13 protein-coding genes are annotated in these 12,209 nt (G+C 66.1%); 3 read left to right on the top strand and 10 right to left on the bottom strand.

Features of this window, described 5'->3' with window-relative positions:
* Positions 1-639, top strand: a complete 639-nt coding sequence (gene nth / locus ACSQ3O_RS17840) for an endonuclease III (protein ID WP_436141143.1) — start codon at positions 1-3, stop codon at positions 637-639.
* Positions 640-728: 89 nt separating this feature from the next.
* On the opposite strand, the gene ACSQ3O_RS17845 is transcribed toward nth, so the two are convergent.
* The 8 genes from ACSQ3O_RS17845 to ACSQ3O_RS17880 form a co-directional block, all read right to left on the bottom strand.
* On the bottom strand, positions 729-1,121 hold the full coding sequence (locus ACSQ3O_RS17845; RefSeq protein WP_436139908.1) for a type II toxin-antitoxin system death-on-curing family toxin: 393 nt from the start codon (positions 1,119-1,121) through the stop codon (positions 729-731).
* Complete coding sequence (locus ACSQ3O_RS17850; RefSeq protein WP_056169497.1) at positions 1,118-1,342, bottom strand: AbrB/MazE/SpoVT family DNA-binding domain-containing protein; 225 nt, start codon at positions 1,340-1,342, stop codon at positions 1,118-1,120. The genes ACSQ3O_RS17845 and ACSQ3O_RS17850 overlap by 4 nt, the downstream gene beginning before the upstream one ends.
* A gap of 53 nt (positions 1,343-1,395) precedes the next feature.
* The gene (locus tag ACSQ3O_RS17855) at positions 1,396-2,142 is read right to left on the bottom strand and encodes an aspartate/glutamate racemase family protein (RefSeq protein ID WP_137748484.1); all 747 of its coding nucleotides are present in this window, start codon (positions 2,140-2,142) and stop codon (positions 1,396-1,398) included.
* A 23-nt stretch (positions 2,143-2,165) separates the two neighbouring features.
* Positions 2,166-2,948 carry a GntR family transcriptional regulator gene (locus tag ACSQ3O_RS17860; protein WP_137748485.1) on the bottom strand — a complete coding sequence of 261 codons (783 nt, stop codon included), beginning with the start codon at positions 2,946-2,948 and terminating at the stop codon, positions 2,166-2,168.
* A gap of 13 nt (positions 2,949-2,961) precedes the next feature.
* On the bottom strand, positions 2,962-3,849 hold the full coding sequence (locus ACSQ3O_RS17865; protein WP_436139909.1) for an ABC transporter permease: 888 nt from the start codon (positions 3,847-3,849) through the stop codon (positions 2,962-2,964).
* Between the two features lies 1 nt (position 3,850).
* Positions 3,851-4,765 (bottom strand): ABC transporter permease, encoded by a 915-nt coding sequence (locus tag ACSQ3O_RS17870; protein WP_436139910.1) that lies wholly within the window; start codon positions 4,763-4,765, stop codon positions 3,851-3,853.
* Positions 4,766-4,942: 177 nt separating this feature from the next.
* Positions 4,943-6,238 (bottom strand): ABC transporter substrate-binding protein, encoded by a 1,296-nt coding sequence (locus tag ACSQ3O_RS17875; RefSeq protein WP_007851427.1) that lies wholly within the window; start codon positions 6,236-6,238, stop codon positions 4,943-4,945.
* Between the two features lie 92 nt (positions 6,239-6,330).
* Complete coding sequence (locus tag ACSQ3O_RS17880; RefSeq protein WP_436139911.1) at positions 6,331-7,431, bottom strand: ABC transporter ATP-binding protein; 1,101 nt, start codon at positions 7,429-7,431, stop codon at positions 6,331-6,333.
* A 248-nt stretch (positions 7,432-7,679) separates the two neighbouring features.
* Here ACSQ3O_RS17880 and ACSQ3O_RS17885 point away from each other — a divergent pair, with 248 nt between their 5' ends.
* Positions 7,680-8,822, top strand: a complete 1,143-nt coding sequence (locus ACSQ3O_RS17885; protein ID WP_436139912.1) for a GGDEF domain-containing protein — start codon at positions 7,680-7,682, stop codon at positions 8,820-8,822.
* Positions 8,823-8,839: 17 nt separating this feature from the next.
* On the opposite strand, the gene cobT is transcribed toward ACSQ3O_RS17885, so the two are convergent.
* The gene (cobT, locus tag ACSQ3O_RS17890; protein WP_436139913.1) at positions 8,840-9,904 is read right to left on the bottom strand and encodes a nicotinate-nucleotide--dimethylbenzimidazole phosphoribosyltransferase; all 1,065 of its coding nucleotides are present in this window, start codon (positions 9,902-9,904) and stop codon (positions 8,840-8,842) included.
* On the opposite strand from cobT, the gene ACSQ3O_RS17895 reads away from it, so the two are divergent.
* A complete protein-coding gene (locus tag ACSQ3O_RS17895; protein WP_298454726.1) occupies positions 9,903-10,691 on the top strand; it encodes a class I SAM-dependent methyltransferase in 789 nt (262 codons plus the stop codon). The two genes, cobT and ACSQ3O_RS17895, sit on opposite strands and share 2 nt — an antisense overlap.
* A 31-nt stretch (positions 10,692-10,722) precedes the next feature.
* Here ACSQ3O_RS17895 and ACSQ3O_RS17900 read toward each other — a convergent pair whose 3' ends face one another.
* Complete coding sequence (locus tag ACSQ3O_RS17900) at positions 10,723-12,177, bottom strand: cobyric acid synthase (protein WP_436141144.1); 1,455 nt, start codon at positions 12,175-12,177, stop codon at positions 10,723-10,725.
* Between the last annotated feature and the right edge of the window lie 32 nt (positions 12,178-12,209).

The raw sequence follows: 12,209 nt of genomic DNA on the forward strand, positions 1-12,209 counted from the left end.
ATGAAAACCGCCCAGATCGAGCCCTTCTTCGCCACCCTCAAGGCGGCCAACCCCCTACCCAACACAGAGCTGGAATACACCACCCCGTTCGAGCTGCTGGCCGCCGTGCTGCTGTCAGCCCAGGCCACCGACGTGGGGGTGAACAAAGCCACACGCAAGCTGTTCCCGGTGGCGGGCACGCCCCAGGCCATCTTGGACCTGGGTCTGGAAGGGCTGGAGGGCTACATCAAGACCATCGGCCTGTACCGCACCAAGGCCAAGAACCTGATGGAGACCTGCCGCATCGTGGTGGAGCAGCACGGCAGCGTGGTACCCCGCACGCGCGAAGCGCTGGAGGCCCTGCCCGGCGTGGGCCGCAAGACGGCCAATGTGGTGCTGAACGTGGCCTTTGGCCAGCCTACGATGGCGGTGGACACGCACATCTTTCGGGTAAGCAACCGCACGGGCCTCGCGCCCGGCAAGAACCCGCTGGCGGTGGAGCTGCAGCTGATGAAGCGCGTGCCCGCCGCCTATGCGGTGGACTCGCACCACTGGCTGATCCTGCTAGGCCGCTATGTGTGCCAGGCGCGCAAGCCACGCTGCTGGGAATGTGTGGTGAGCGAGTATTGCGAGTACCGGCCGAAGACGCTGGCGCCCTGAGTCAGCAGGCGCGGCATTTAGCTACTATTTTTATAGCTTATAGCGCTTTCTGGATAGGCGGTAGAGCCCAATAAAGCTTCCAATTTCACTCAACGGGCTACGGTGTGCTCCCGCAGCCAGGCGGCAAACGCCTCTTCGGAGATATCGCCTGCGGCGACGGCGAGCATGGTCAGCACACACGACGCGTCGTCGGCGGTGAGCACCCAACCATTCAGGCGCAAAAAAAGCTCCGCGGCTACGAAGCCTGTGCGCTTGTTGCCATCGACGAACGGATGGTTGCGCGAAATGCCGTATCCATAGGAGGCAGCTAGCGCCGCAGCATCTGGCGGAGGCTCTCCGTAGTGGCTCAAATGCAGTGGTTTGCCCAAGGCTGAATCGAGCAAACCAGCGTCCCGCACACCCGCACCGCCACCGTGCTCAGCCAATTGCATTTCATGGATAGCGACGATAACGGCACGGTCCAGCCAGACCCACTGACTCATTTGGCCAGCTCGTGCAAGACAGCGCGGCGCTCTTTCATGATCTCGCGCGCCACGCGCATCTGGGCTTCAAATTCAGGGTTATGCGTCGTGATGCGCAAGCCATCGGGCGACTCCGTCACATACAGCTCATCGCCTTTCTCCAACTGCAATCGCGCCAACAGTTCCTTCGGAAAAATAGCGCCGACGGAATTACCGACCTGGGTGAGTTTGAGGGTGTGCATGGCATGCATTCAAGTAATTACAACCGTAATACTAAACTTCCCCCTGGGCACAGTCAAACCGCCCCCGCCCGTCCTAAAGCCGCCATCTCCTGTGACACCCCCACCCAGGCCACATCAAACCCCGCCACCTTGCGCTCCGGTGGCACGGGGTGCGCGCGCAGCGCCCAGGCGGCGCCGGCCACCACGCTGTCGATCACGGGCACCGACACCTGTGACTGCACCGCAGCGGCCATGCCCGCCAGCCCTGCCCCGCCCAGGATGACGGCCTGCACGCCCATCTGGCGCACCACATCTCGGCATGCCTGGGCCAGCAAGGCACGGGCCGCTTCGGGGTCAGCCGCCAGTTGTGCGCCGGTGGGGGCCACGGTGTGAATACCTGCCAGTGCGTGGGCGTGGCCCAGCGCCTGGGCCAGGCGCTGCAGCATGGGGCCCCAGCGCTCGCCGCCGGTGACGATGGCAAAGCGGCCGTGGCGCGCAGCCTCGATGAATGACGCTTCGGCCAGGCCGGTGACGGGCACGGGGCTGCTCTCGCGCAGCGCCATCAGGCCAGGATCGCCAAAGCAGCCGATCAGCACCGCGTCGGGCGGGGTCTGGGGTTGTGCGATCTCATGCGCCCACACATCGAGCGCGGCGTGGGCTGCCACAGCGTAGCTCGCCTCGCACGCGATGTACGGCGCGCCAAAGCGGGCTGTGGCCGTGCGCACCGCCACATGCGAGCCCGCAGCCCCTTGCACATGCCGCTGCAGCAAGGCACTGACATGGGCCGACATGTTGGGGTTGATGACGAGCAGTTGGCGCATGGAGGAAGGATGTGAAAAGCGAGTCAGGCCCCGCCCAGCAACTGCGCCAGATCGGGCGCCTCCGCCGCAGGCGGCGTGAACTCCAGCTGCGATTCGATGCGCGCCAGGTGGGCCAGCATCAGCCGGGGCGCTTCGCGCGCATCGCGCAGGCGGATGGCATCGATCAGCGCCCGGTGCTCGCGGCAGCCGCAGGCGGTGGCCTCTTCGCGGGTTTGGGCGTGGCTGGGGCTGTAGGTCATCAGGATGAGCGAGGTGCGCGAGACCAGCTCGCGCAGGATGCGCCCCAGCGTCTGGTGGCCTGCGGCCTGCGCAATGTGCAGGTGAAAGTCGCCCGACAGGCGGATGGCGCGGCGCATGTCGCCACTGGCACGCGCGGCCTCTTCGTCGTCAATGCAGGTGCGCAGCGCGGCGATGTCGGCATCGGTGGCGTTGGCGATGAACAGCTCCACCAGGCGTGGCTCCAGCAGGCGGCGGGCCTCGAACACTTCCAGCGCCTCTTGCGGTGTGGGCTGGGCGATGGAGGCGCCCCGGTTGGGCGTGAGCGTGACCACCTGTTCATTGGCCAGCCGCACCAGCACGGGACGCACGCGGGTGCGCGAGACACCAAATGCAGCCGCAAGCTTGTCCTCCACAAGCTTGGTGCCGGGCGGCAGCCGGTGGTCGAGGATGGCCGACACCATGCGGTCGTACATGTCGTTGTCGCTGAGCTGGCCTGGGGCCTCGGGCTGAACAGCAGGCTGAGCGGTGGGCTCAGAGGCTGCAACACGCACGCGCCGAGTGCGGGGCTTGGGGAGGGTGGTCGTCATAAGGGTGCCGTTTTTAACCCGAACGGCCCTTGCGCCTGCGGCCCAGTGCCCACACCAGCAACAGCGTCACGCCCATCACTGCGAACGACACCACGGTGGTGACGGTGCCCAGCGCGTAGATGGACGGCGTGGTCACCGTGCTGGTCAGCCCCTGCAACTCCAGCGGCAAGGTGTTCACATCGCCAATGGCCTGCGAGGTGCGGGCGATCTCGTCCCAGCTGAGCGTGAAGCCGAACATGCCAATGCCCACGACCGAGGGCGCAATCAATGGCAGCACCACATGGGCAAAGCCCTGCCACGGCGTGGCGCCCAGGTCGCGCGCGGCTTCTTCGTACGCAGGGTTGAAGCGGTTGAACACCGCAAACATGATGAGCAGGCCAAACGGCAACGTCCAAGTCAGGTGCGCGCCCAGGGCCGAGGTGAACAGGCCGAGCGATGTGCCATAGCCCTCCAGCGCGCTTTCCATGCCCAACCATTCCAGCGCCGCCTTGATGCCGTTGTCGATCAGCCGGAACTCCAGCCCAATGCCCAGCGACACGATGATGGACGGCATGATGAGGCTGGCCACCACGATGAAAAACAGCGTGTTGCCGCCCGCCAGCCGCTTGCGGAACGCCAGCCCGGCCAGCACCGACAGCACCACCGTGCACAGCATCACCGCCACGCCCAGACCGAGGGACCGCCACAGCGCCGCACCAATGTCCACCACGCCCAGCCCCTCGGCCAGCTTGGCGAACCAGTGCAGCGACACGCCCCGCATCGGAAAGGTGAGCCCCCCTTCCTGCCCCTGAAAGCTCAGGATGAAGATGACGAACATGGGCCCATACATGAACAGCACGAACAGCGCAAAGAAGATGGCCAGGGGCCAGAAGCTGGCGGGACGAGATTCACGGACTTTCATCTCACAGCTCCTTGCGAATGTCGACGAGGCGCGTGAGGCCCCAGATGATCATCAGCACCACGGCCAGCAAGATCACGGCATTGGCCGCCGCCAGCGGGAACTGCAGGTAAGACGTCTGCACCTGGATGATCTTGCCCACGGACGCAATCTGCTGCCCGCCCATCACGCCGATGGTCACGAAGTCGCCCATCACAATGGTGAGCACAAAGATGGAGCCGATGATGATGCCGGTGCGCGACAGCGGCACGATCACGTTCCACAGCGTCTGCCAGCCACTGGCGCTGCTGTCGCTTGCGGCCTCGATGAGGCTGCGGTCGATGCGCATCATGCTGTTGAAGATGGGCACGATCATGAACATGGTGTACAGGTGCACGAAGGCCAGCACCACCGAAAAGTCCGAGAACAGCAGCCACTCCACCGGCTGCTCGACCATCCCCATGCCCACCAGGCTCTGGTTCACCAGGCCGTTGCGCCCCAAGAGCGGCACCCACGAGATCATGCGGATCACGTTGGAGGTCCAGAACGGGATGGTGCACAGCACGAACAGCAGCGTCTGCATGCCCGAGGAGCGCACGTGAAAGGCCAGGAAATAGGCCACGGTGAAGCCGATCACCAGCGTGATCAGCCACACGAGAAAACTGAACTTGAGCGTCGAGTAGTACGTCTTGAGCGTGACGCACAGGCCCTCCGACGCATCGCCACAGCCCGCGAAGATCGACACGTAGTTCTTGAACGTGAAGCCCGGCAGCAGCTCGTATTCGTTGAAGTCCCAGAAGCTGACCATCACGATCAGCGCCAGCGGCACCAGGAAGAACAGCGCGAACACCAGCGTGAACGGCGCGGCCTGCCACCAGGCGGCAATGCCGCGCCCGGGGGCGGCGCTGGCAGGCAGAGTCGGTGTGGTCGTAGTGCTCATGGTGTTCGCTGTTCAGATATACGTTGCGCTACGCGCCAACCTTCGAAACTGGCGCTGCAAAAAAGCCAGTGCCCCCGTGCAAGGGCCGCCCCGCTGCACCGGGGGCGTCCCCCTCCCGACCCGCGCAGCGGGTCGAGAGAGGGGTGAAGGCGCAAAGCGCCTCAGGGGGTGCACTCCTTACGCCGCGACGAACTCGTTCCACTTCTGGACCATGTAGTTGTTTTCGTCCATCAGCGCATTCCAGCAGGCGATGCCGCCCATGCGCGACTCGTAGCTGCCGCCGTCACGCACTGCGCCGGACTTGGCCAGCACGTCGCCATTGGGGCTCTTGATGTCCTGCGTGGCGGGCTTGCCTTCCATCCAGTAGGCCCACTCGTAGGCTTCCATCTTGGACTTGGCGGTCTCCAGCACGGCGCTGTAGTAGCCCTGGCGGTTCAGGTAGGCACCGGCCCAGCCGTCCAGGAACCAGTTGATGAACTCGTAGGCGCCATCGAGTTTCTTGCCCGACAGGGTGGCCGGCAGGCCGAAGCCGGCGGCCCAGGCGCGGTAGCCTTCCTTGAGGGGCTGGAAGTTGCAGGCGATGCCCTTGGTGCGCACGGCGGTCACGGCCGGGCTCCACATCGACTGGATCACCACTTCGCCCGATGCCATGAGGTTCACCGACTCGTTGAAGTCCTTCCACAGCGCGCGGAACTGGCCCTGCTTCTTGGCCTCGATCAGGGTCTTGATCGTGAGATCGATCTCCTTCTTGGTCATGTTGCCCTTGTCGGGGTACTTGTAGATGCCCATGGCCTCGACCACCATGGCGGCGTCCATGATGCCGATGGAGGGGATGTTCAGGATCGCGGTCTTGCCCTTGAACTCGGGGTTGAGCAGCTCGGCCCAGGAGTTGATGGGGCGCTTGATCAGGTCGGGGCGGATGCCCAGCGTGTCGGCGTTGTAAACGGTGGGAATCAGCGACATGAACTGCGTGGGCGCGGTCGCGAACTTCTTGGACTTCTCGCCCTCCAGGTAGATAACCTTCTTGGGCGCCGTGCCCTGGTCGCCCACGGCCTTGCCGGCCACCATGCCGTTGGTGAACAGCGTGGTGATCTTGTCGGCGTTCTTGATGCGCTTGGTGTCGATGCCCTTCAGGTTGCCCGTGGGCACGATCTTCTTGAGCGAGAAGTACTCCGTGTCGATCAGATCGAAGCTGTTGGGCGCGGTCACGGCGCGCTTGGTCACGTCGTCCGTGGTCACGGCCACGTACTGGATCTCGATGCCGGTGTCGGCCTTGAACTTCTCGGCAATGGCTTTGTCCTGGTTCACGGCCGTGCCCAGGTAGCGCAGCACGATCTTTTCCTGCGAGTGCACGGCCGGGAACACGCCGGCGGCCAGGATGCCCGCCGTGCCCTTGAGCAGCGAGCGGCGCTGCACGCCGGTGGCTTCGGAGGCAACGGCAGCAGGGGAATCAGCACGAGAGTCGTCGGACATGGGAAAGCTCCTTGGTTTGCGAAGTGGAGGGGTTGGAAACGAACAAACGGACGAAAAGACAGACAGACAGCGGACAACGAAAAAAGCGATGCTCAGGCCGGCACGGCCTGCGCAGTGGCCGTGGCCATGGGCGCAGACACGGGCGCCGCAGGCGGGTACAGGGGGTGGGCCTGCTCAGGCGTCCAGTGCAGTTGCACGCCCTTCCCCACCTGGTAGGGCTGGGCGGCAAAGGCGGCTTCGGAGACCATCACCGAGTAGGCTGCCGTGGCATTGGCAGACAGGGCCACGCCCTGCTTTTGCAGGCCCAGCAGCACATAGGTGCCCTGGTACTCCACGTCGGTCACCACGGCCTGCATGTGCTGGGCACCCCAGGGCAGCGGCGCGCCCTGCGGCAGCACCTGCAGGTGGTCCGTGCGCACGCCGACCTTGCCTTCCGGCGTGTCGATCACGTTGTGGCCGCCCATGAAGCGCGCCACGAATTCGCTGGCGGGGCGGTTGTAGACCTCGTGCGGCGAGCCCACCTGCTCGATCACGCCGTGGTTCATCACCACCATGGTGTCGGCCAGGGCCATGGCCTCCTCCTGCGAGTGGGTCACGTGGATGAAGGTCAGGCCCAACTCCTTCTGCCAGCGGCGCAGCTCGGCACGCATCTGGATGCGCAGGAACGGATCGAGCGCCGAAAGGGGTTCGTCCAGCAGCAGCACGCGCGGCTGGGTGATCAGGGCGCGCGCCAGCGCCACGCGCTGCTGCTGCCCGCCCGAGAGTTCGGCGGGTTTGCGCTCCGCCAAATGGCCCAGCGCCACGCGCTCCAGCAGGTCGCGCGCCTTGGCTTGGCGCTCGGCCTTGCCCACGCCTTTCATCTTGAGGCTGAAGGCGACGTTGTCCAGCGCCGACAGGTGCGGAAACAGCGCAAAGCTCTGGAACATCATGGCCGTGCCACGCGCAGCGGCGGGCAGGTCGGTGATGTTGCGGTTCTCCAGCAGGATGTCGCCGCTGGTCACCGACTCATGCCCCGCAATCATGCGCAAGGTGGTGCTCTTGCCGCAGCCTGAGGGCCCGAGCAAGCAGCAGTAGCTGCCGCTGGCGATGCGCAGGTTGATGGCATCCACGGCAGGCTTGCCGCTGGCATAACGCTTGGTGAGCGCAATGATTTCGATGGCGGCGGGGGTGGGCGCAGGGAGGGTGCTTTGCATGGGTATGCCCTACGCAAAGCCCATGCCAAGTTTGTACACAATGTTTTATGCTCTTTGCATACAAAATGCACCAACACGGCGCAGATTGCTGCCCCATACCGATTCACAGCCGCGCTGCCCCCTGCCCCACCCCGGGCAAACCATGCACCGAAACAGCGCTGTGCCTTCCAGGTGCGTGGCTATACTGGCTTTGAATCTGAAACAATTTCTTACGTCAGCGCGTTCCTCCCCCTTCTCCTGCCTGCCGCATGACGAACCTCGACCCGCGCTCCATGATCGCCCTGGCAGGCTTCATGTCTGCCGTCATGGCCATGGTGCTGCTGTTCATGCGGCGGCACTACCCGCCCAGCATCCGGGGCGTGGGGGGCTGGGCGGCGGCGCCACTGCTGTGGCTGCTGTCCACCGTGCTGTTTGGCGCGCGCGGCGCTATCCCTGACTGGCTGGGCCTGGTGCTGGCCAACCAGTTGCTGGTGCTGGGCTCGGTCACCTACTACATGGGCACGCGGCAGTTCATGGGCCAGCCCGCCACCTGGCGCACCTGGAACTGGGTGATGGCGGGCACCACGGTCGTATTTGCCTGGCTGACCTACGGGTGGCCCAACTATGCGTTGCGGGTGGGGTTTTTCACCGTGGTAATGGGCGCGTTGTACGCCGCACAACTGCGCTTCATGCTGCGCCACGGTGGGCACAACTTCCCGGTGCGGCTGGTCGAGGTGATGCTGGGCCTGCACATGCTGGTGCTGGGGGTCAGGCTGGGTTCGATACTGGCTGGGCACGCAGGCAACGACCTGATGGAGCCATCGCTGTTCCAGACCCTGTACATCGGGGCCTATGCCCTCACCGTGCTCATGCTGTCCATTGGCGCGGTGCTGATGGCCACCGACCGCCTGCGCACCGAGCTGGAACACCTGGCCACCTACGACTCGCTGACCCAGGCCCTGAATCGCCGTGCCTTGCTGCAACGCTGCGAGGACGAGCTGGAGCGCGCGCAGCGCTATGGCAGCGGGCCGTCCATCATGATGGTGGACCTGGACAACTTCAAAGCAGTCAACGACACGCGCGGTCACCAGCACGGCGATGCGGTGCTGGTGCACTTTGCCGAGCGCACCCGCCAGGTGCTGCGCCGCGCCGACCGCCTGGGCCGCTATGGGGGCGAGGAATTCCTGGTGCTGCTGCCGGGAGCCGACGCCCAGGCCGCCCTGGGCGTGGCCCAGCGCATCCACGCCACGCTGGCCACAGGCCACCCGCGGGACTGCGAGGTGAGCATCGGGCTGACCAGCTGGAGCGGGCCACAAGAAACCCTGGACGCCATGCTCTCCCGCGCCGACGCCGCGCTGTACCGCGCCAAGGAAGAAGGCCGCAACCGCACCGTCGTGTGGGCTGAAGCCTGAAAGCAGCGAGCTGCTGTTCAGGCCGTCTGCGTGGCCACACCGGCCGATTCAAAACTCGCCATCTCGCGCAGCACGGCACAGGCCGACTGCAGCAACGGCCAGGCCAGCGCCGCGCCCGACCCTTCGCCCAGGCGCAAGCCCAGGTCCAGCAGAGGCTCGGCCTGCATCTGCGCCAGCATCAGGCTGTGGCCCCGCTCGCCCGATCGGTGGGCAAACACGCAGCGCTGCAGCACCTGCGGCGCGATGCGGCTGGCCACCAGCACGGCCGCGCTGGTGATGAAGCCGTCCACCACAATCACGCGCCGCTCGGCCGCTGCCTGCAGCACCGCGCCCACCAGCGTGGCCACTTCATAGCCGCCCAGGGCGGCCAGAGCATCCAGCGGGCTGGTGGCGCCGGCATTGGCGTCCAGCGCCTGCTGCAGCACCGCGCGCTTGCGCTCGATGCCCGCAGCGTCCAGCCCGGTGCCCGCGCCCGTCACCTCGGCCAGCGGCAACCCCGCCAGGCGCGCCAGCAGCAGCGATGCCACCGAGGTGTTGGCAATGCCCATCTCGCCCAGCAGCAAGGCGTTACCCGGCAGCCCACGCACCACCTCCACCCCGTTGGCCAGCGCCCGGGCGCATTGCTCGGCACTCATGGCCGGGCCGACGGAGGCATCCTGCGTGCCCGCTGCCACCTTGCGCAGCAACAAGCGCGGCTGACCGGGTGCTGCATCGCGCGCAGCAATGGGCTTGGCCACGCCACAGTCCACCACCGTGAGGCCCAGGCCATGCTGGCGCGCCAGCACGCTCACGGCCGCGCCACCCGCCAGAAAGTTCTCCACCATCTGCCAGGTTACATCGCTCGGGAACGCCGACACCCCGCGCGCGGCCAGGCCATGGTCGCCCGCGCACACCAGCATCTGGGGGGCATGCAGCACGGGGGATTCGGTGCCCAGGATCACGCCCAGGCGCAGCGCCAGGCGCTCCAGCAGGCCCAGCGAACCCAAGGGCTTAGTCTTGTGGTCAATGACGTGCTGCAGGCGGTTGGCCAACGCGGCATCATGCAGGTCAGCAACGGATGGAAGTACGAAAGGTGAGGTCATGGTGATGGAAAACACAAAGAACGCCGTACACAAAGCGGCACAGCAAGGTTTTGAAAAAGAAGCGCAGGCCTATGCGCGCGGCAGGCCGGACTACCCGGCGGCGCTGTCGGCCTGGCTGGCACAGGCCTTGGGCCTTGGCCCCGGCCGCGAGGTGGCCGACGTGGGTGCGGGTACTGGCAAGTTCACCGCACTGCTTGCGACCACCGGGGCCACGGTGGTGGGCGTTGAGCCCGTGGACGCCATGCGCGCCAAGATCGATGCCCTGCAACTGCCTACGGTGCGCAACGTGGCGGGCACGGCGCAGGCCATTCCGCTGCCATCCGGCACGCTGGATGCCGTGGTCTGTGCGCAGGCCTTTCACTGGTTTGCCACCCGCGAAGCCCTGGACGAATTCCACCGCGTGCTGCGCCCAGGTGGCAAGCTCGGGCTGGTGTGGAATGTGCGCGATGAGTCGGTGGACTGGGTGGCCGAACTCACCACCATCATCACGCCCTACGAAGGCGATGCCCCGCGCTTCTACAAGGGCGACTGGCGCAAGCCTTTTCCGCACCCCGGCTTCAGCCCATTGGTAGAGACCCGGCTGACCCATGAGCATGTGGGGCCAGCCCAGCAGGTCATCGTGGACCGCTTCATGTCGATCAGCTTCATCGCGGCCCTGCCCGACGCCGAGCGCGCCGCAGTGCGCGCGCAGATCGAGGCATTGATAGAGCGGCACCCCGCGCTGCGCGGGCAAGACACCGTGCGCTTTCCGTACACCACCCTCGCCTGCCATTGCGAACGGCTGTGAGGGGCTGAATGGCACCACGGTGGCCGGCTTCCTACCGCGTCACCAGCGCATCCAGCACGCTCGGTGTGAAACTGCTGTCCAGGAAGCCTGCAAGGCCATCAAACACGCTGTCCAGCGTGGGCACCTGCGCGCCAAACAGCGCGTGCAGCACCGCCGCGTCCTCGAACAGGCCGTGCAGGTACACCCCCAGCACATTGCCCGCCGGGTTCTGCCAGGCGATGCCGGGGATGACCTCGCGCGCCACATCGCCCTTGGCAGCCATGGCCGGGTGCTGGGCCGTCTGGCCATGGTGGATTTCGTAGCCGGTGGCGGCCACACCGGCCAGCGCAGCCCAGGCGCCCTGCATGGCACCAAACTGCGCCTGTGTGCGTTGCACGGTCTTGGCGACCTCGAAGGTGGTGACCAGCGGCAGCAGGCCAAGACCCGGTGCATTGCCGTCGATGCCTGCGGTGTCGATCAGCGCCTCGCCCAGCATCTGCAGGCCGCCACACACGCCCAGCACGGTGCCGCCTTGCCCGGCGTGCTGGGCAATGGCCTGGTCCAGCCCTTGCGCGCGCAGCCAGGCCAGGTCAGCGGCGGTGGACTTGGAGCCGGGCAGCACCACCCAGTCGGTAGGCTTGAGCCCCGCCAGATCGGCCGGACTGCGCACCCAGAGCAGGCGCACGCCGGGCACGTTCTTGAGCGGCTGGAACTCGTCCAGATTGCTGATGCGTGGGTAGGCCACCACGGCCACGGTGGTGTGCACGGTGCCTGCGGACAAGGTGCGGTCGTCAAACACGCCGTCTTCTTCGGGCAGGCCGTGGCGCCATTGCATGGGGATGGTGGCCACGGTGGGCACACCAGTGAGGTCTTGCAGCATCTGCGGCGCCGGGGCCAGCAGGCTGGCGTCACCGCGAAACTTGTTGAGCACAAAGCCGTGGATCAGCGCGCGCTCGTCCTCGGGCAGCAGCGCCCACGTGCCATACAGGTGGGCAAACGCGCCGCCCCGGTCGATGTCCGTCACCAGCAGGCAGCGTGCATCGGCATGGCGGGCCACACGCATGTTGACGATGTCGCTCGCGTGCAGGTTGATCTCGGCGGGCGAGCCTGCGCCCTCGATCACGACCACGTCGTTCTCGGCACGCAGTGCATCGAGGGCTGCAGCGATCTGCGGCCACACCTTTTCGCTGCGGCCGCGCCAGGGCATGGCCGTGAGTTCGGCGCTCACCTGTCCCATCAGCACGACCTGGCTGTGCGTGTCGGCCTCGGGCTTGAGCAGCAGCGGGTTCATGCGCACCTCGGGCTGGGCGCGGGCCGCAAGAGCCTGGAAATACTGCGCGCTGCCGATTTCGCCCATCACACCCGCAGGGCCCGGCACCACACGCGCGTTGTTGCTCATGTTCTGCGCCTTGAACGGCGCCACCTTGAGGCCCAGGTTGCTGTAGTAGCGGCACAGCGCGGTGGTGAGCCAGCTTTTGCCGGCGCCGCTGGTGGTGCCCAGCACCATCACGCAGCGGGCCCGTTGGGAAGAGGTGGTGG

Origin of the sequence: Acidovorax sp. LjRoot74, from assembly GCF_964254355.1 — a bacterium.
GTDB lineage: Bacteria > Pseudomonadota > Gammaproteobacteria > Burkholderiales > Burkholderiaceae_C > Acidovorax.